The organism is Sorangium sp. So ce176 (assembly GCF_051519835.1).
In the GTDB taxonomy this organism is placed as follows: Bacteria; Myxococcota_A; Polyangia; order Polyangiales; family Polyangiaceae; genus Sorangium; species Sorangium cellulosum_G.
Genome location: NZ_CP150371.1, coordinates 1,968,945 through 1,987,450, shown reverse-complemented (window position 1 = coordinate 1,987,450; position 18,506 = coordinate 1,968,945). Strand labels below are relative to the sequence as shown.

Genomic DNA, 18,506 nt, shown 5'->3' with positions numbered 1-18,506 from the left:
CCGGCGCTCACCGTCGCTCACCGTCGGATTCCCCTCCATGTCGTCGCATAGCTGTCAACGAGAACCCGCGAACCAGGTCAGGATCTGCCGGGCAGGGACGGAACCTGGGCGTGGTCTGGGGCCATCGGGTGGCCAACCTGTGGACAACCCTGTGGACCGCCAAACCGCGGCTCAAACGCGTGATTTTTGGGTTGCGGATCGGTGCCGGAGGAGGGAGTTTAGCGCCCGGAAGTTCTGCGGCGCGTCGAGCCGCGGAGTGCCCGAGATCGCAGAAAATCGGTGGCATCGGTGTGGGCGGCGCGTCCATGCCCGGGCTGGCTGTTGCCAGCGCCGGGGCTTGGAGGAGCTGCCGCCCGCGCGAGCAAACGAGGACCGGGCAGCTTCCTTGAAGGTGGCAGGAAATTCGTGCGGGCTTTCCACAAGCTGGGAGGAACCTGTGGATTACTTGCCCGTCCTGCGCCCTTGGCGGGCACCGCTCGCGCGAGCGGGAGGCCGGGTTCCAGAGCTTTTGTGAAGCTCGTGGACACACCGGTGGGCTACGTTGCGGGCCGATGCCCGTACGCAACGGCCCCGCATCCTGCGCGCCGCGCGCGCTGCTCGCGATCGCTGTGGTCGGCCTCTCCGGGTGGATGACAGCGGGCGCGGCGGCTGCGCAGGCGCTGCCGCGGGACGCGCAGGCGGACGCGGCCCTGAACGACGCGATGGGGACCGACTACCTCGAGACCCGGTTCGATGAGGCGGAGCGCAAGCTCCGGGCCGCGATCGACGCCTGCGGCGCGTCGGGCTGCTCGCCGGCGGCCAGGGCCCGGCTGCACGTCGCGCTCGGGACGGTGCTCGCCCAGGGCAAGAAGGAGCTGGGGGACGCGCGCGACGCCTTCGCGGACGCCCTCCGCGTCGATCCGTCGGCGAAGCTGGACCCGCGTCTCGCGGCCCCGGAGGTCTCGTTCGCGTTCGAGCAGGCGCGCGCCGCGACAGGCGTCGGGGCGGCGTCGACGTCCGGCGCGGCCGGAGCGCGGCTCCGGATGGATCCGCCGCCCGAGCAGCGCGTCCGCACGCCCGTCCCTCTTTATGTAGAGGTCCCGGACGATCTGCTGCCCAGCGTGAAGCAGGTGACCGTCTGGTACCAGCCGCCCGGCGAGGACGAGGTCCGCCCGCTGGTCATGAAGAAGCTGCGGGGCCCGGGGTTCGGCATCAACGTGCCGTGCGAGGCGCTCGGGCGGGAGGGGACGCTCCGCTACCACGTCGCGGCCGTCGACGGGGACGGCGCGATCCTCGCGAGCGCGGGCGCGCGCGAGGCCCCGCTGACAACGCAGATCAAGGCGAGCCTCACCTCGCCGCCGCCGCGCTGGCCCGGCCACGCGCCCCCCGCGACGTGCGCGGCGCCCGAGAGGGAGCGGCCGCCGCAGTGCCTCGACGACCGGCAGTGCAGCCGGGGGCTCGCCTGCGCCGGCGGCGCGTGCGTCGCGCGACCTGCGTCGGACGCCGTGGCGGAGGGCGCGCCGGAGGTCCGCAGGAACTGGGTCGCGCTCACCTTCTCCCCCGACGTCGCGCTGTTCTCCGGCCGGGACGTGTGCGCTGTCGGCTCGCAGGCGAGCGACAATTACGTCTGCCTGCGCGGCGACGGGACCCGGTATGACGGCACGCCGACGCCGGGGGTCGCGAACGACGTGAACCTCGGCTTCGCGCTCGCGACGCTGCGGGTGGCGATCGCCTACGATCGGCTGGTGCTCGACAACCTCACTGTCGGCGGCCGCGTCGGCTTCGCCGCGGGCGGCACGACGGGCGGCGGCGCCTCGTTCCTGCCGCTCCACCTCGAGGCGCGCGCGCAGTACTTCCTCACGGCGCGGCCGTTCGAGCAGATCGGCGCCCGCCCGTTCGTGCTCGCCGCGGCCGGCGTCGCGCAGGTCGACGCCGAGGTCGACGTGCGCGTCCTCGAGGACGCGACAGCGTGCGGGGCGGCTGCCGACATCACGAGCCCGTGCACGAGGCCGGGCCGGAGCGGTCGCGTCGAGCCCCGGCAGCAGACGCTCGCCGCCACCCGGCAGGCGGGCCAGGGGTTCGCGTCGGCCGGCGTGGGCGTCGCCTATGCGCCCATCGATGCCGTTTCGCTCAACCTCGCGCTCCGCGCGGGCCTCACCTTTCCTGCCGTCACCGCCGTCCTCTCTCCGGAGGTCGGCTTCTCCCTGGGGTTCTGAATGGCCGATCCGTCGGATCTGCGCCGGGGCGCGACGCCTCCGGGCGCGCTGCGCAACCCGAAGATCGAGGCGGCGATCGATCGCGCCGTGCAGCCCGGCGATCCGGCCGAGCTGCTCGCGCTGCTCGATCGCAGCTCCGGGCTCCCCGCCCGGCGCGGCGGCGGGCGCGCGCCCGGCCCCGATCTCGGCCCGAACGCGCCCCTGCCGCGCGTGAACCTGGATCTCGCCCGCGCCGTCGGCGCGGCGATCGCGGACCGCGGCGCGCCGGCGGAGCGCCTCCTGCGGGCGCTCTGCGCGAGCAGCGAGGAGTACGCGCTCATCGTGGCCGCGCAGGCGCTCGCGGCGCTCGCGACGCGGGAGGCGCAGGCGGAGCGGTCGGCGGGCGCGGGGGGCGCGGCGGGGGCGGGCGGAGCGGGAGGCCGGCAGCGCGGCCGCGGGGCTCGCGGCGCCCGGGGCGGGCTCGATCCGCTGGCGGAGCTCGAGCAGATCGCCGAGGATCCGCGGCGCCTCGTGCGCGACGGCGTCGTGGCGGCGCTCCGCGCCGTGATCGCGGCGCGGGGCGACGCGGCGGTCGGCGAGCTCTCGTCCTGGACCGACGGCTACCTGCAGGCGTACGTCGCGCTCGAGGCGCTCGCGGAGCGCACGCTGCTCACCGGGCTGTCGGCGGGCGCGGAGGTGGTGGCGCGGCTGGAGGAGGCGTTCGCTATCTCGGATCGCTCGCCGCGCGCGGACGAGCGGCTGCAGGGGCTGCGCCTGCTCCGGCAGGGGATGCCCGCGCAGATCGCGACGTTCGCGGCCCGCTTCCCCGAGGTCGTGCGCTGGCTCGAGGAGAAGACGCAGGCGGAGCGCCCCGAGTCGCGCGACGTGGTGGCGCAGGCGATCGCGGCGCTCCGGAAGGGGTCGTTCTCGGACGCGGAGACCGGCCGGCTCACCGCCGCGCTCTCTGCGAGCGCCCCGCCCCCGCGCGACGCGGCGCGCATCGTCCAGGGGACGCGCAAGCGGAGCAAGGGGCGGCGGTAGAGCCGCAGGCTGCGACGCCGGCGGGTCGTCGGGGAGCGCTCGGGCTTTCAGCTCAAACGCCGAGCCGACGAACCTCGCGGCGAGCGTCTGTCAGGGAAGGCACATGAGCTTCCTCGTCACTGGCGGGAGGCGTCCAGGCGTCGACTGCGCGCTGCGGGGAGTACGCGCCATGCTCGATTTTGCGAGCGACGACGCGCCCCTCCTCGTCGTCCTCCTTGTTGCGCGTCTGTTCGTCGATCGGGCGATGCCCGCACAGCCAGGCGATCCAGGCCTCGATGTGCCAGGTGGGAACGATGACGGCAACGGGATCGGAGGGGGCGATCGGCTCCTGCTTCGAATCCTTGAGCCGTTGTGCGAGCTGCTGCCGGCGTCGGGCAACGCCGTGCTCGTCGCCGTCGACCACGACGAGCAGCCCGACGTTCGGGTCGTGGCTCTCGGCCCTCCACTGCCTCACCGCGTCCGTGTAGCGCTCGAGCACATACTGCGCCGCGGATCCACGCGCCCTGGGTGAAGCGTCTATTTTACGCTGCCTCGGTCCGATCCCCCACCGGTCGGCGAGGCGCTCGACGAACCGCTGCTGCAAAGCGTCCTCGCAGAGGACGTAGAGTCTACGACGCTTCTTCATGCTCGTCCTCGTACGCCCATGGGCGCGAGAGCCACTCGGAGACACGAGCGCCGCCGGCCGTCTCCAGCGTCACCTCGTCGATGCGCGCCGGCCCTCCGGACGGCCGTGAGAATCGGACGGTCCGCGCAGGAGCCATGTAATCGATGACCGCAGGATGATGTGAGCTCACCAGGGCCTGGCCATCGTGCTTGTCGAGCGCGGTCGACATCGCGGCGAGCCAGGGCTGCATCTCGTGAGGTGCGAGGCCGGTTTCCGGCTCGTCGAGGAACGCCAGCGCGGCGTGCTCGATCGCGCCGAGGAGGAAGCCGTAGAGCACGACCAGCGAACGCTGACCGTCGGAGAGCTCTCCTGCGGAGAGCTTGTAGTCCGTCCCTTCGGCGCGGAAGGTCAACATCAGCTCGCGCACCTCGCTGCTGATGCGCTCGAAGGCGATGCTTCGCAAGCCCGGCAACGTCGGGCGAAGCGCCTCGAACAGCGCGTTGCCGAGCCCCGGTCTCTCGACGAGGACACCGCGGAACCATGACGAGAAATTCCTGCCGTCGCGATCGAGCCAGGGCGATTCGCCCACCGTGGTCGGCTCGATCCGCCGCGGAGAGGGCGCGAGGAGCCAGACTCTGGCGAGCGCCTCGCGGAAGGCGATCGTGCGCTTGTTGTCGTGACGTGGCTCCATGTCCGGCAGGAACGAGCGCTTGCGGCCGAACGGAAAGGTCGTATGCGGAGCTCCGCTCGGGCTGTCTCCGTAGAGGCGCACATCGCCCTCGATCGCCTCGTAGAGCGCCTTTCTGTCGACGGTCAACCGTTCGCGACGGATTGACGCCTGCTGTCGGGCGACATCGTGAACGAGCTCGATCTCGTAGTGATATGCTTCGGCGTCGAGCTCCAGGTCGATCGCGAACCGCTGCACAGGGTCGCCGCGCAGCCAGCGAGTGAGCGAGCGCGTGGGGAATGCGCTCGCTGCCTCCGTGCTCCGTACGATCACGTCCTGGAGACCGGCGAGCGCCTCCCACAGGCTCGTCTTCCCCGACCCGTTGCTGCCGACGATCAGGAGCCTTCGGGGAAGATCGATCGTGAAGTCCACGAAGCAGTTGTAATTGTGGATGAGGACGCTGGTGAGCATGAGCCTGCCGCGCGCACAATGTATCACGGCGGTGAGGCTCGGTCCTCCCTCGCCTCCGCAGGCGCGCCTCCCCTCGGCTCAGGCAGCCTGCTGCGACCCCTCCGGCGCCCCGGCGCCCCCGGGCTGCTCCCTGGCCGCCTCGGCGAACAGGAACTGCAGCGCTCCCGGGGCGCGCCGGCGCCAGGCGTCCTCGCCGTGGGTCCCGGCCTCGTCCGGGCAGAAGAGCAGGTTGCCCTCGCCGTAGCCCCGCCCGCGCAGGTGCTCGACGAGCCGCGCGGCGTCGCGCAGCACCGACCCGTCGTCCTCCTGGGCGCCGGCGTCGACGTACAGCCGCGAGCTCGCCGGGACCGGCTGCGCTGCGATGAAATCGAAGATCCTGCGCTCCGCGAACCAGAGCGAGGGCGACATGCACAGCGCCGCTCCGAGCACGTCGGGGCGGCGGAAATGGGCGTAGAGCGCCGCGAGGCCTCCCATCGACGAGCCGCCGATCGCCGTCCCGGCCGCGTCGCGCCGCACAGGGAAGCGCTCCCGCACCGCCGGCACGATCTCCGACGTCAGCCAGCCGAGGACGTCGTCGAGCCGCCCGTCGCTGCCGTCGCCAGGGAAAGGCGACAGCTCGGTCAGCCGCTCGCTCCCGCCGTGATCGATCCCCACGAGGACCGGCGCCACGACGCCCCGATCCGCGAGCTCGCGCACGGCCTCGTGGAGGTGCCAGCCGCCGCTGAAGGAGGGATCGTCGTGAAAGACGTTCTGCCCGTCGAACAGGAACAGCACGGGGGAAGGCTCGGCGTTCGCGCCCTCGCTGGGCAGGTAGACGCGGACGTTGCGCTCCCCCTGGAAGCCGGGGATCCGATACGGCCCGAGGAGATAGATGATGTGTTCAGCCATGTCTGTTTCGAAGCCGGCCCGGCGTATAGCAATCGCCGGGCCGCGCCGCGGCTGACGCCCTCAGCGCGGCGCGCGGCGCGGATCGGGTGGGCTGGCGCCCGGACCGCGGCGTTCCGCTGTAGCGGAACGCCTCACGCGTGACAGGCTGCTCCGAGCAGGCGCGCTGCGGCTCAGTTGCAGCTCGCCTCGGAGCTGCCGCCGAACACCGTGGTCCAGTAGGACCCGTAGGTCCCGCCACCGGTCGCCCGCCCGATGCCGATCACCTTGAAGTTCGATCCGAGCATGTTCTTGTTGTGGCCGTCCGAGTTCTTCCACTGGTCGAACGTCCCCTGCGCCCCCGAGTTGCCTGCCGCGATGTTCTCGGCCATGGCGGTCCCCCCGCAGCCGAGCTCGTAGCAGGCGTTGCACATGCGGGTCCAGGGCGTCCGGCCGTCCTGGCTCGAGTGAGAGAAGTAGTTCTTGTCGCGCATGTCCTCGCTGTGCCCCTGGGCGGCGCGGTTCATCGAGGTGCAGGCCGAGAGCGCGCCGAGGCCCTTCTCCGCGCGGTACTGGTTGATGATGCGAAGGAAGGCCTGCTCCTCTGTGTCGAGCGGCGTGGTGCTGGGCCCCGCGCCCTGGCACGACTGGCAAGCCCCGCAGTCGCTCGCGCAGCTCGAGCAGTCCTCGCCCGCGCCGCAGACGCCGTTGCCGCAGACCTCGGCGCCCGTCGAGCCGCCCTCGCCCGTCGAGCCGCCGCCGCCGCTCGTCGAGCCGCCCTCGCCCGTCGAGCCGCCGCCGCCGCTCGTCGAGCCGCCCGGCGCGGGGGCGCACGCCGCCTGGACGTAGAGCCGCTTCGTGGTCCTCCTGCATGGATCGCCGAAGGTCGCGTTGTTCGCCGGCACGGTGCAGCTCGACTGCCCGACGCACGCGCGCTCCACCACGGCCTTCGACGTCGAGGCGTTGCACGAGGTGGCCTGGAAGCCGCCGCAGACCCCTCGAGGCCGGCCATAGCTCGCGAAATCGATCGCCGCGATCACCTCCCCCGCCGGGCAGGAGAGCGTGACGTCCGAGTTCTCTGCAGCGGTGTCGCAGACCGCTCCCTCCAGCGGCTCGGACTTCTGATCAGACAGCTCCTCGTCGACGCCGGTCGAGCCCAGACAGCCCACGGCAGAGACACCAGCGATGAAGGCGAGGACAAGCGTCCGATGCAAAGCACTCATTTGAAGGCTCCTTGTTCTGTGAGCCTGTCCCGGCCCGGCTCGCACCGGCGTCGCGGCTCGCGCCGACAGACACGCCAGGGCGCCATCGCCTCGACAGGCTACCCAGTAAGCGTTGTTCAGGGGGCCGAACAGCGCCCTGCGCGTCTCGGCGCAGCGCAACGCCTCCCTTCCGTTCGCTCTCAGCACGGTGTCACCTGAACCCTGCCATGTCCAGAGACGAAACAATCAAGCACGCATGATTTACCGCTCCATGGCTGGATCTTTCCAAAAGTCGTGAAACCACTCTGCCCTGGACTCGATGAGAGAGGATTTCTCCAACCGAGGTCGGCGCGCAGCAGGGTGCCAGTGGAACACCCCATCTCCCTTGAGCCGAAGGGTGGGTGTGCGTGCTCCGAGGGGAGACCGCGGCCAGCGGTCGCCCGGCGTCGGCAAAGCCACGTCAGCGACCGCGAAGCGCGCTGTCAGGCGCCTCGCGTCCGCCCCTTCTCGCGCGCCGAGGGGCCGGCGTCGCGGCCCGGCGCGCCCTCTCGGAGCGCGACCCGACGCGCGGGGCGGCGCCCCGGTTCTTGCGAGCCCCCTGACATCCCAGCCAGGCTCGCCGGTCGTCGCGAGGCCGCGCGGCGCGCCCGATCAGCGCCCTCGGCCGCTGCCGTCCACGGCAGAGCCTGCCCCTGCGCCGCGCTCCGCTCGCGACGGCTGCCCGGAGGGGCGAAACGCCGGACCGCACCCGCGCTGGCGCATGTGCTATGACCGCACTCCCATGCGCCTCAAAGACCGCGTTGTCTTCATCACCGGAGCTTCCCGCGGCATCGGGCGGGCCGTCGCCCTCGCCTGCGCGCGCGAAGGTGCCGATATCGTCGTCGCCGCGAAGACGGAGGTCGCCGAGAACCCGCGCCTCCCGGGCACGATCCACGATGTCGCCCGCGAGGTCGAGGCGCTCGGCCGCCGCGCCCTGCCCCTCAAGCTCGATGTGCGCGACGACGAGGCCTGCAAGGCCGCCGTCGCCGCCGCCGTCGAGCGCCTCGGGCGCGTCGACGCGCTCGTCAACAACGCGGGCGCGCTCTGGTGGGCCGATGTCGTCGACACGCCCATGAAGAAGTTCGACCTCATCATGGGCATCAACGTGCGCGCGTCGTTCGCCCTGTCGCAGGCCGTCCTCCCCCACATGATCGCGCAGCGGTACGGCCATATCATCATGATGTCGCCCCCCGTCGACGCCGCGTCCTGCGCCCACCACGGGGCCTATGCGGTCTCGAAATTCGGCATGACGATGATCGCCCACGCCATCGCCGAGGAGTACGCCGAGCACAACGTCACGGCCCACGCCCTCTGGCCCGCCACGGCGATCGAGAGCTACGCGACAATGAACTTCGGCCTCGGCGGCCCGGAGCTCTGGCGCAAGGCGGACATCCTCGCCGACGCGACCCTGGCGCTGCTCTCGCGCGAGCCGTCGGCCCGGCGCGGCCAGGCGTGGATCGACGAGGCGCTGCTCCGCGACGAGGGCGTCACCGACTTCTCCAGGTACCAGTGCGTGCCCGGCGTCGAGCCGCCGCACTTCCCCTTCTCGGCCATCCCCAAGGCGACGACCACCAGGAAATGAGGCGCGAACCGTGAGCCGCGACGACGACGAGGAGGAGCGCCCCGGTGCCGGCGGCGGCATCGATCCCGGGCCGGAGCTCGCCGCTGTCTTCGACGACCTCGAGACCTTGCTCAAGAACGGCGACGTCATCGCCGCGCTCACCTCGCGCGGGATCAACGCCAGCATCGCGCTGCTCGCCGCCGACGCGCTCCGCGCCTACCTCGCGGACCGCAAGGCCGACGCGGCCGAGGACTTCGCGACCGTCGCCGAGGAGATCCGCGGCCGGCTCGCCGCGAGCGCCGAGGGCTCCGGGACGGACGCGGGATCGCAGGGGGAGCCGTCACGCTCGAACGGGAGGCGCTGAATGAGCACGAGCTTCGAAGCAGAGCAGAGGTCCCAGGCAGCCGACGGCGCGCGGGCGACGCCGCCCTGGGCGCCGGCCGAGGCCATCTCGGGCGCCGACTACTCGGCCGTCGAGCTCGCGCAGGGCGACGACCGCGTGTTCCTCCTCGAGCAGCGCGAGCTGCCCGAGCGCGAGCGCTACGTGACAGCGACCGACGTCGCCGGCGTCGCCGACGCCATCCGGTCGATGGTGGTCCGCGGCGCCCCCGCGATCGGCATCGCCGCCGCGTACGGGATGGCGCTCGCCGCGCGCGCCGCCCGCGGCGAGGTCGCCTCCGGCTACGTCGCCGCCATGCGCGCCGCGGGAGAGCACCTCGCCGCCGCCCGGCCCACCGCCGTGAACCTCGGGTGGGCGGTGCGGCGCGCCGTCGCCGCGGCCCTGGAGCACGCCGGCCGCCGCGGCGAGGAGCGCGCGCGGGAGCTCGCCGCGCTCGCGCGCGAGATCCACCGCGAGGACGTCGCCGCCTGCCACCAGATAGGCCGCGCCGGCGCCGCGCGCCTGCCCGAGTCGGGCACGGTCCTCACCCACTGCAACGCCGGCGCGCTCGCGACGGGCGGCCACGGCACCGCGCTCGGCGTCATCCGCGCCGCGATCGCCGAGGGCAAGATGATCCGCGTGCTCGCGTGCGAGACCCGCCCGTACCTCCAGGGCGCCCGCCTCACGGCCTGGGAGCTCCAGCGCGACGGCATCCCCGTCGAGGTGATCTCCGACTCGATGGCCGCGTGGTTCATGCAGAAGGGCGAGATCGGCGCCGTCGTCGTCGGGGCCGACCGCATCGCGCGGAACGGCGACGTCGCGAACAAGATCGGCACCTACGGCCTCGCCTGCCTCGCGCGCCACCACGGCGTGCCCTTCTACGTGGCCGCCCCGTGGAGCACGATCGACCTCGCGACCGAGAGCGGCGCGTCGATCCCGATCGAGGAGCGGAGCCGCGACGAGGTCGCCGTCGTCGGCGGTCGCCGCGTCATCCCGCCCGGTGTGCCCGTCCGCCACCCGGCCTTCGACGTCACCCCCGCCGAGCTCGTGACGGCGATCTTCACCGAGCGCGGCAAGCTCACGTCGCGCGAGATCAGCCGCTCGGTGCCGCCGCCCGCCTAGCCGCCGCCCGGTTGACATGACGCGCGGTCGCCCCAGGGGCCGCCTCCCCCTCGCGCTCCCCCGCCGCATGGGCTAAGGACAGCCCTGATGGCGCAGTTCTCGCCCAAGCCCGAGTGGCTCAAGGTCCGCGCTCCCGGCGGCGACACCTACCACCACCTCAAGGAGACGTTCCGCAAGCTCGATCTCCACACGGTCTGCGAGGAGGCGCGCTGCCCGAACGTCGGCGAGTGCTGGCGCGAGGGGACGGCGACCGTGATGCTCCTCGGCGACGTGTGCACGCGCGGCTGCCGCTTCTGCGCTGTCACGACCGGCGACCCGCGCGGCGCCGTCGACGTGCGCGAGCCGGAGCACGTGGCCCGCGCGATCGCGCGGCTCTCGCTCCAGTACGTCGTGATGACGATGGTCAACCGCGACGACCTGCTCGACGGCGGCGCCGATCACGTCGCGCGCACCGTGAGCCGCCTGCACGCGCTCCGCCCCGACCTGCTCATCGAGACGCTGGTCGGCGACTTCCAGGGGCACATGAGCGGCGTCGACACGGTGGTCGACGCCGGTCCCGACGTCTTCGCGCACAACGTCGAGGTCGTCCGCCGCATCACCCGCGTCATCCGCGACGTCCGGTCGAGCTACGACCAGTCGCTCGCCGTGCTGCGGCGCGCGAAGGAGCGCCAGCGGCGCTTGGCCGCGGACGCCGCCGAGCGCGGCGCGCCGGCGCCGCGGCGGCTCACCAAGAGCTCGATCATGGTCGGCATCGGCGAGACCGACGACGAGGTGCTGGAGGCGCTCCGCGACCTGCGCGCGGCCGGGGTGGACATCGTGACCCTCGGCCAGTACCTGCGCCCCTCGCCGAAGCACGCGCCCGTGCAGCGCTTCGTCGAGCCCGCGACGTTCGCGGCCTACGAGCGGGCGGCGCTCGAGATGGGCTTCCTCTACGCGGCCAGCGCGCCGCTCGTGCGGTCGAGCTACAAGGCCGCCGAGGTCTTCGTCCGCAGCCTCATCGACCGCGACGGCGCCGCGCTGCCCGCCGGCGCCCCGGCGAGCGACGGCGCCGCCGGCGCCGCGCAGGTCGAGGCGCTGCTCGAGGAGCGCCTCGCCGTGGCGCGGCGCGAGGCCGCCCGCCTCACCGCGGAGCTCGACCCGGACGAGCCCCGCCCGCTCGACGCCGCGCCCGCCAGCCCCGCTCGCCTCGTACCCGCCGCCTCCCTCGTCCGCCGCTAGAGCGGGGCTGTAGAGGCTGAACAAATTCACGGCGCTGGGGGTTGCGGGCGGGGGGACGCAACACCAAGCGCCTTGACGCTTCCCGGCGATTGGCCGAGCGTGACCTACGCAGGAGGGTCCGACACAACGATGTCCGCTCCCATCGATAGGCGCCCAGGCGGCGTTGTTCCAGGTGCCCCGCGGCTCGGCTCGGAGACGCCGCGCGCGCGCGTGGCGTCAATCCTCTCCCAGGCGGCGCGGGCCTACAGCGCGCGCCCGCCGATCGAAGACATCACGATGCCCACCGGCTTCGATCCCGCCGCCGTGGCGCTCTTCGAGACGATCATCGAGGCCTCGTTCCTCGTCGCGAACGCGGACGGGCAGTTCGACGAGGAGGAGCGCGCGCGCTTCCAGGCCATCGTCGTGGACGCCTGCCAGAACCTCGTCCACGAGAAGCAGCTCGAGGCGCTCATCGCCGACCTCTGCGAGATGCTCGCCGAGGACGGGATGGAGAAGCGCGTCAGCATGGTCGCCCGCACGATCGGGCGGACCGAGCACCAGCGCGAGGTGCTCCGCGTGGCGGCGTACATGGCGCACGCGTCGAGCGGCGTGAGCGATCCGGAGCGCGGCGTGCTCGAGCAGCTCGCGCGCGGGTTCAAGCTCGACATGGCCGCTGTCGACGAGGCGATCACGCAGGCGGCCGGGCACGTGGGCGTCTAGCCAGGACATCCGCGGCGCGACGTGCGCCGCGCGACGTGCGGCGCGGGACGGTGCGCGCGCGATCGCCGCGGCGAGTCAAACGGACGGCGCGCTCGCTGCGACGAGTCAACGTCGCGAGCACAGCGAATGAGCGACCGCAGCGTCTCGGCACTGGTCTCGGGCAGCGCCTTTGATTAGTGTCCCGCGAGCCGATGAGCACCGCGACGTACTCCACCGACCGCCCGCCGAACGTCTCAGGGGCAAGCCTGGAGCCGCAGGCCGCCGTCGCCCGGCACCCGCTCGACACGTGTGCCGACGACGTGATCAAGGTCTTGCGCGACGACGGCTCGCTCGATCCCGCGCACGACCCGAAGCTCGACCCGTCGGAGGTCGTCACCCTCTACAAGGCCATGGTGCGCGTGCGCCAGCTCGACGAGCGCCTCGTCGCGCTGCAGCGGCAGGGGCGCATCGGGTTCCACATCGGCTCGCTCGGCGAGGAGGCGGCGGTCCTCGGCAGCGTGTCCGCCACGCGCGCGCAGGACTGGGTGTTCCCTTGCTACCGCGAGTTCGGCGCCGCGCTCTGGCGGGGGCTGCCGCTCCAGCGGTACATCGACAACATGTTCGGCAACGCGAACGACACGGTGAAGGGGCGGCAGATGCCGGACCACTACACCTACCGCGAGGGGCACTTCGGCTCGGTGAGCTCGCCGATCGGCACGCAGATCACGCAGGCCGTCGGCTTCGCGTGGGCCGCGAAGCTGAAGCGCGACGAGCTCGCCACGCTTGTCTACTTCGGCGACGGCGCGACGAGCTCGTCGGACTTCCACAACGGGCTGAACTTCGCGGGCGTGTTCAAGGTGCCGGTCGTGTTCTTCTGCCGCAACAACGGCTGGGCGATCAGCGTGCCGACCGAGCGCCAGACGTCGAGCCACACGTTCGCGTGCAAGGGCGTCGCGTACGGCGTCCCCGGGGTGCGGGTCGACGGCAACGACCTGTTCGCTGTCGTGAAGGTGACGCGCGACGCGATCGCGCGCGCCGCGCGCGGCGAGGGCCCGACGCTGATCGAGGCGATGACGTACCGCCTGTCGGGCCACTCGACGAGCGACGACCCGAAGGCGTACCGCCCCGACGCGTGGCTCGATCCGTGGCGGCGGCTCGACCCGCTCGCGCGGCTGCGGCGGCACCTGGAGCGCACCCAGGGCTGGACCGAGGCGCAGGATCGCGAGATCGAGGCGGCTGTCGACGCCGAGGTCAAGGCCTGCATCGTGGCCTCGGAGAAGGTGGCGCCGCCGTCGCTCGACTCGATGTTCGAGGACGTCTACGCGGAGCCGCCGTGGCACCTCGTGGAGCAACGGGAGCAGCTCAAGGCGGGCCCGAGGCCCAAGGGCCACGGCGGCCACTAGGGCGCGCGGGCGCGGCGTTGACGACGGCGTGGTCGGCGGGGCGGCTCGCCTTCCGGCGCCGTGAGGCCGGGGTGGCGCCGCCGCCCGCGATCGACGGGGTCCCCAGGGGAGCGGGGTCGCCTGTGAGGTTGCACTCCCACCTTCTGGCCGAGAGACGGAGACGAAGAGCATGCCTCAGATGAACATGGTCCAGGCGATCAACGACGCGCTACGCCACGAGATGCGGCGGGACGCGCGGGTCGTCGTGCTCGGCGAGGATGTCGGCAAGGTGGGCGGCGTGTTCCGCGTGACCCAGGGCCTGTTCGACGAGTTCGGGGACGATCGGGTGATCGACACGCCGCTCTCCGAGGGCGGGATCGTCGGGGCGGCGATCGGCATGGCGCTCTACGGCCTCGTGCCGATCCCGGAGATCCAGTTCGCGGATTTCATCTACCCCGCGTACGACCAGATCGTGTCCGAGCTGGCGAAGTACCGGTACCGCTCGGGGGGCGAGTACCCGTCGAAGCTGGTCATCCGCACGCCGGTGGGCGGCGGCATCCGCGGCGGGCACTACCACTCGCAGTCGCCGGAGGCGCAGTTCATCCACGTGCCCGGCCTGAAGGTCGTGTGCCCGTCGAACCCGGCGGACGCGAAGGGGCTCTTGCTCGCGTCGATCCGGGATCCGGACCCGGTGCTGTTCTTCGAGCCGAAGCGCATCTACCGGGCGGCGAAGGGCGACGTCCCCGAGGGCGACTACACGGTCCCGCTCGGCAAGGCGAAGGTGGTCCGGCCGGGCTGGCACGTGACGCTCGTTGTCTGGGGCGCGATGCTCTACGAGGCGCTCGACGCGGCGAACCAGGCGGCCGCGCAGGGCGTCGAGTGCGAGGTGATCGACCTGCGCACGCTGTGGCCGCTCGACATCGACACAGTCATCGAGTCGGTGAAGCGGACGGGCCGGGTCGTCGTGGTGCACGAGGCGCCGAAGAGCTGCGGCCTCGGGGCCGAGCTCGTCGCGCTGGTCAACGAGAAGGCGTTCCTGAACCTGGAGGCGCCGCCGGTGCGGGTGACGGGCTTCGACACCCCGTTCCCGTACACGCTCGAGAACGAGTACCTCCCGCTCTCGCATCGTATCCTTCCGGCGATCCTCGAGACGGCGAGGTACTGACGCATGGGCAAGTACGAGTTCAGGCTTCCGGACATCGGCGAGGGCGTCACGGAGGGGGAGATCGTGACCTGGCTGGTCTCGCCGGGCGACGTCGTCGCCGAGGACCAGCCGATGGTCGAGGTGATGACCGACAAGGCGACGGTGACGATCACGTCGCCGCGCTCGGGCCGGATCGTGGAGACGCGGGGCAAGGTGGGCGGGGTCGTCCCTGTGCACTCGGTGCTCGTCGTGTTCGACCTCGACGACCAGCCCGCCGCGCCGTCGCCCGCGTCGGGGACGGGGATGCGGCAGTCCGCTGCGAAGACGGGCCCCGCGGAGCCCGCGGCGACGGCGGTCGGCGACATCCGGGAGGACCTGCCGGGGATGAACCTGATGGCGCCGTCGCCGGCGCCGGCCGCGTGGATGAACGGCAGCATGGGCGCCGGCGCGGCGGCCTATTTCAACGAGAAGCCGCTCGCGACGCCGGCGACGCGCAAGCTGGCGCGCGATCTCGGGGTCGACCTGCGGCGCGTGCCGCCGACAGGCCCGGGCGGCCGCGTGACGAAGGACGACGTGCGGGCGCTCGAGGCGCCCGAGGCGGAGCCCGAGACGGCGCCGCTGCCCGCTGCGATGGCGCCGAGGGCGGCGGCGCCCGGGGGCGCGGGGGCGGCCCTGGGGGCTGGCGCGCGGGGCGCGGGCGGCGCGGGCGCGGCGAGCGCTGAAGCGCGCGCGGCGGACGCCGGGGCAGCGGTCGAGCGCGCGAGGGCAGCGGTCGAGCGCGGGGCGGCTGCGGCGCCCGAGCTGCTGGAGGAGGACCACGGGCGCGGGGCGGCCCGGCCCGAGGGGGAGCGCGCGCGGGGGTTGCCCGCGATCCCCGGCGACGAGCGCGTCCCGCTGCGGGGCGTGCGCAAGCGAGTCTTCGAGGCGATGTCGCGGTCGAAGCACACGGCGGCGCACTTCACCTTCGTCGAGGAGTGCGACGTCTCGGCGCTGAAGGAGCGCCGCGCGCGCCTGCGGCCGCTGGCCGAGAAGGCGGGCGTCAAGCTGACCTTCCTGCCCTTCTTCGTGAAGGCCGTTGTCGCTGCGCTCAAGAAGCACCCGACGCTGAACAGCGCCTTCGACGAGGCCTCGCAGGAGATCGTCGTCAGGAAGAGCTATCATATAGGCATCGCGTCAGCGACCGAGGCCGGGCTCATCGTGCCGGTTGTGCGCGACGCGGATCGCCGGAGCGTGCTGGACATCGCGAAGGAGATCGCGCGGCTCGGCGAGGACACGAAGGCCGGGCGGGTGAAGCCGGAGGATCTCGGCGGCTCGACGTTCACGATCACGTCGCTCGGCCAGCAAGGGGGCCTGTTCGCGACGCCGATCCTGAACTTCCCCGAGGTCGCGATCCTCGGGATCCACCAGATGAAGCAGAAGCCGGTGGTGCGCGACGGGCAGATCGTGATCGGCGAGGTGATGCTGCTGTCGCTGTCGTTCGACCACCGGATCATCGATGGCCACGTGGGGGCGGCGTTCGCCTACGAGGTCATCGGGTACCTGGAGGATCCGGATCGGCTGTTCCTGGAGATGGGCTGAGCGAGGACGACCCGCGGCAGAGGCCCGCGGGGGTCCCTCCTGAGCAGCCACGGCGCCCTCCTGCGCAGCCACGGCGCCCCTCCTGCGCAGCCATGGCGCCCTCCTGCGCAGCCCACGACGTGTCCTATGTCACAATCGCGCGGCTCCTGCGCAGCCCCGGTGCCCTCCTGCGCGCCCCCTCTGGTGTCCTACGCAACCAGCGTCCGACGCCTGCGCACCGCCGTCCCCCCTCCTGCGCAGCCCCGGTATCCTCCTGCGCATCCCACGACGTGAGCTACGCAACACGTTCTCCCTCCTGCGCACGCCAGGTGTAAGCTACACAACACGCCACAGCGCCGGACCTGGCCGCGCCAGGTCGCCCGAGACCCCACGGGGCTTCGCGCAGCGCTCCTCCGCCTCCGCAGCGAGGCGCCTCGCGAGCGCTCCCTGCGCGCCGTGGAGCGCCCTCGTGCGCCATTTGTAGACCGTGCTGAGCGGTATCGCCCGCGTCGCGGCGATGTCTCTCATCGAGATCTCGTGGAGGTCGTGCTGGAAAAGCACCGAGCGGTGCTCGTAGGGCAACTCCAGGACGAGAGATCTCAACAGGCGCCGCCGCCCCGCCGCGAGCAGGAGATCGAGGGGCGTCTCGCTGCCGCCGACCTCGCACAGCGCCGCGGGATCCGTGATGACCTCGTGACGCTGAGATGCCTTCGCGTGGTAACGCGAAGCCAGGTTCACCGCGAGGCCGTTCAGCCACCGTGCGATCGAGCCCCGCGCCGGGTCATAGCTGCCAAAGCTCGTGAAAGCCGCCAGGAAGACCTCCTGGGTCAGGTCGAGCCGATCGCGCTCGGGCACACGGAGCTTCGCGAGCCACCGGCGGACGCGCTGGATCGTCCCCGCCTGGAATACATGGTGGAACGCGTGCTCCCGGTCGGGGGCCGCCGCAGGCTTCAACGCGCTCTGCCGAGATCCCGGCCGAGATCTCGTCCGCGCCGCGGCGCACGGCGCGCCGGATGCGCTCGGACGAGCCGTCCTCGCGTGTCGCGCCAGAGGGGCAGAGTCCTCGGCGAAGACGCGTGTCTCGACGCAATGGATGATCGCCCCGCGTGGGGGTAGCGCCAGGAGCTCGATGGCTCGCCTCCAGATGAAACATGAATGTTCCGCGCGCCCCCTCGTCCGCGCGGACACGAGCGCTCCTGAGCAGGCGTCGCTCGGCGCGCGACACCCGCTCAGGAGACGCTCGATCCCCTACGGCGGCGACCACGGGCCGCTGTGGTCCAGCACCGCCTTCGTCACGAAGGCCGCCTCGCGCCCGGTGATGGCCTGCTGCACGGTCCTCACCTGAGCTGGTCCAGCAGCGCTTCGCGTTCGCCCGCCAGCCGGCCGCGAGGGAATCTCCGTCCGTGCTCCTCCAGCAGGCGTCGCGCCGCGACGAGCGACACGACATCACCGGCCTCCACGGCCGTCCGTGCGCGGGCGACGAGATCTCGCTCGCGGGAGCTGATCGCCGGGCGCTGCGCCGCTGGCTGGCCAGCCGGCCTGGCGGGAGCGGCAGGGGCCGTCACCACCTCTTCCAGCGCCGGAGGGGCCGTCACCGCCCCGTCCAGCGCGCCGGCCACGCGCGCCGGCGCGGCGGGGTCCCGCGCGGCCGGCGCGGTCGACGGCCAGGTCGTCCTCCCGGAGACCAGGGTGGCCAGGGAGGCGCGGAGAGGCTCGACAGGCTCCGTCGGGCCCGCAGCCAGCGCGCCGAGCACCGCCGCACACGCGATGGCGACGCCTCGGGCCATCCAGCGCGCGGGACCACCTCGCCGAAAGGAGCGCCGCTCCAGCAGCCACGGCGGGAACAGCACCGCGCGCCGCCGGCGAGCGCCGCGGCCTCGCTGCCTCGCTTCCCAGCGGGCCGCCGCCTCCTCGAACTCCTCCCAGGCCCGGCGCAGGCGACTTCGCGCGGTCTCCAGCGGGATCTCCTGCTCCCGGGCGACGTCGGCGATCGGCCGCTCCAGGAGCTCGCACGCGATGAAGACCGCGCGGCCCAGCTCGCCGATCTGGTCGATGAGCTGCCGCACCAGCGCCGCCTCCTCGCGCGCGATGGCGTGATCCTCGGGGCTCCGGCGCTCGTCGCAGAGCGCCGCCTCGTCGAGGTCCGCGAGCGCCTCCTCGCGCCGGCGCGCCGCCCGCCGGTGATCGCGGGCGGTGTTCAGGACGACGCTGTCGCGAAAGGCGCCGGGGTTCCTGGCCGATCGGGCCTGCTCTCGCCGCTCCCACAGCCGGATCATCGCGTCCTGCATGACGTCCTCGAGGTCCCGGGAGGGCACCCCGACGCAGGCGACGAGCGACTTCACGCGCGCGGGCGGATGGGGGATCGGCGTTGCTCGGTCCACGATTCAACAGACGATCCGGACC

Annotated in this window: 16 protein-coding genes; 10 read left to right on the top strand and 6 right to left on the bottom strand. The window is 72.6% G+C overall.

What is annotated here, in order from left to right; all coding sequences use genetic code 11:
* Positions 1-551: 551 nt before the first annotated feature.
* Together WMF42_RS07620 and WMF42_RS07615 are read left to right on the top strand one after the other, a co-directional pair.
* A complete protein-coding gene (locus tag WMF42_RS07620; protein ID WP_437691190.1) occupies positions 552-2,195 on the top strand; it encodes a hypothetical protein in 1,644 nt (547 codons plus the stop codon).
* On the top strand, positions 2,196-3,215 hold the full coding sequence (locus WMF42_RS07615) for a hypothetical protein (protein ID WP_437691188.1): 1,020 nt from the start codon (positions 2,196-2,198) through the stop codon (positions 3,213-3,215).
* A gap of 52 nt (positions 3,216-3,267) precedes the next feature.
* On the opposite strand, the gene WMF42_RS07610 is transcribed toward WMF42_RS07615, so the two are convergent.
* From WMF42_RS07610 to WMF42_RS07595, 4 genes are all read right to left on the bottom strand, one after another.
* A complete protein-coding gene (locus WMF42_RS07610; RefSeq protein WP_437691186.1) occupies positions 3,268-3,840 on the bottom strand; it encodes a hypothetical protein in 573 nt (190 codons plus the stop codon).
* Positions 3,824-4,957 (bottom strand): AAA family ATPase, encoded by a 1,134-nt coding sequence (locus tag WMF42_RS07605; protein ID WP_061613436.1) that lies wholly within the window; start codon positions 4,955-4,957, stop codon positions 3,824-3,826. The genes WMF42_RS07610 and WMF42_RS07605 overlap by 17 nt, the downstream gene beginning before the upstream one ends.
* A 78-nt stretch (positions 4,958-5,035) precedes the next feature.
* Positions 5,036-5,845 carry an alpha/beta hydrolase gene (locus WMF42_RS07600; protein ID WP_437691183.1) on the bottom strand — a complete coding sequence of 270 codons (810 nt, stop codon included), beginning with the start codon at positions 5,843-5,845 and terminating at the stop codon, positions 5,036-5,038.
* A gap of 170 nt (positions 5,846-6,015) precedes the next feature.
* On the bottom strand, positions 6,016-7,044 hold the full coding sequence (locus tag WMF42_RS07595; RefSeq protein WP_081427135.1) for a CAP domain-containing protein: 1,029 nt from the start codon (positions 7,042-7,044) through the stop codon (positions 6,016-6,018).
* Between the two features lie 760 nt (positions 7,045-7,804).
* On the opposite strand from WMF42_RS07595, the gene WMF42_RS07590 reads away from it, so the two are divergent.
* The 8 genes from WMF42_RS07590 to WMF42_RS07555 all read left to right on the top strand — a co-directional run bounded on the left by WMF42_RS07590 (position 7,805) and on the right by WMF42_RS07555 (position 16,124).
* Positions 7,805-8,644, top strand: coding sequence for an SDR family oxidoreductase (locus tag WMF42_RS07590; protein WP_434046225.1), 840 nt, complete (start codon positions 7,805-7,807; stop codon positions 8,642-8,644).
* Positions 8,645-8,654: 10 nt separating this feature from the next.
* A complete protein-coding gene (locus WMF42_RS07585) occupies positions 8,655-8,987 on the top strand; it encodes a hypothetical protein (RefSeq protein ID WP_061613440.1) in 333 nt (110 codons plus the stop codon).
* Positions 8,988-10,124: an S-methyl-5-thioribose-1-phosphate isomerase gene (gene mtnA, locus WMF42_RS07580; RefSeq protein WP_081427136.1), complete on the top strand. Its 1,137-nt coding sequence runs from the start codon at positions 8,988-8,990 to the stop codon at positions 10,122-10,124.
* Positions 10,125-10,211: 87 nt separating this feature from the next.
* Positions 10,212-11,342, top strand: coding sequence for a lipoyl synthase (lipA, locus tag WMF42_RS07575; protein ID WP_061613441.1), 1,131 nt, complete (start codon positions 10,212-10,214; stop codon positions 11,340-11,342).
* A gap of 210 nt (positions 11,343-11,552) precedes the next feature.
* On the top strand, positions 11,553-12,041 hold the full coding sequence (locus tag WMF42_RS07570; protein ID WP_233562729.1) for a tellurite resistance TerB family protein: 489 nt from the start codon (positions 11,553-11,555) through the stop codon (positions 12,039-12,041).
* Positions 12,042-12,232: 191 nt separating this feature from the next.
* Entirely contained in the window at positions 12,233-13,423 is a 1,191-nt protein-coding gene (locus WMF42_RS07565) for a thiamine pyrophosphate-dependent dehydrogenase E1 component subunit alpha (protein ID WP_061613443.1), read from the top strand.
* A 169-nt stretch (positions 13,424-13,592) separates the two neighbouring features.
* The gene (locus WMF42_RS07560; protein WP_061613444.1) at positions 13,593-14,567 is read left to right on the top strand and encodes an alpha-ketoacid dehydrogenase subunit beta; all 975 of its coding nucleotides are present in this window, start codon (positions 13,593-13,595) and stop codon (positions 14,565-14,567) included.
* 3 nt (positions 14,568-14,570) lie between these two features.
* Entirely contained in the window at positions 14,571-16,124 is a 1,554-nt protein-coding gene (locus WMF42_RS07555; protein WP_437691178.1) for a dihydrolipoamide acetyltransferase family protein, read from the top strand.
* 315 nt (positions 16,125-16,439) lie between these two features.
* On the opposite strand, the gene WMF42_RS07550 is transcribed toward WMF42_RS07555, so the two are convergent.
* Entirely contained in the window at positions 16,440-17,057 is a 618-nt protein-coding gene (locus tag WMF42_RS07550) for an RNA polymerase sigma factor (protein ID WP_437691176.1), read from the bottom strand.
* Positions 17,058-17,440: 383 nt separating this feature from the next.
* On the bottom strand, positions 17,441-18,484 hold the full coding sequence (locus tag WMF42_RS07545) for an RNA polymerase sigma factor (protein ID WP_437691174.1): 1,044 nt from the start codon (positions 18,482-18,484) through the stop codon (positions 17,441-17,443).
* Between the last annotated feature and the right edge of the window lie 22 nt (positions 18,485-18,506).

Coding starts and splice junctions, on each gene's coding strand:
- WMF42_RS07560 (WP_061613444.1), top strand. CDS start 13,593: ATGCCTCAGATGAACATGGTCCAGGCGATCAACGACGCGCTACGCCAC.
- WMF42_RS07615 (WP_437691188.1), top strand. CDS start 2,196: ATGGCCGATCCGTCGGATCTGCGCCGGGGCGCGACGCCTCCGGGCGCG.
- WMF42_RS07555 (WP_437691178.1), top strand. CDS start 14,571: ATGGGCAAGTACGAGTTCAGGCTTCCGGACATCGGCGAGGGCGTCACG.
- WMF42_RS07605 (WP_061613436.1), bottom strand. CDS start 4,957: ATGCTCACCAGCGTCCTCATCCACAATTACAACTGCTTCGTGGACTTC.
- WMF42_RS07565 (WP_061613443.1), top strand. CDS start 12,233: ATGAGCACCGCGACGTACTCCACCGACCGCCCGCCGAACGTCTCAGGG.
- WMF42_RS07620 (WP_437691190.1), top strand. CDS start 552: ATGCCCGTACGCAACGGCCCCGCATCCTGCGCGCCGCGCGCGCTGCTC.
- WMF42_RS07600 (WP_437691183.1), bottom strand. CDS start 5,845: ATGGCTGAACACATCATCTATCTCCTCGGGCCGTATCGGATCCCCGGC.
- WMF42_RS07610 (WP_437691186.1), bottom strand. CDS start 3,840: ATGAAGAAGCGTCGTAGACTCTACGTCCTCTGCGAGGACGCTTTGCAG.
- lipA (WP_061613441.1), top strand. CDS start 10,212: ATGGCGCAGTTCTCGCCCAAGCCCGAGTGGCTCAAGGTCCGCGCTCCC.
- WMF42_RS07595 (WP_081427135.1), bottom strand. CDS start 7,044: ATGAGTGCTTTGCATCGGACGCTTGTCCTCGCCTTCATCGCTGGTGTC.
- WMF42_RS07590 (WP_434046225.1), top strand. CDS start 7,805: ATGCGCCTCAAAGACCGCGTTGTCTTCATCACCGGAGCTTCCCGCGGC.
- mtnA (WP_081427136.1), top strand. CDS start 8,988: ATGAGCACGAGCTTCGAAGCAGAGCAGAGGTCCCAGGCAGCCGACGGC.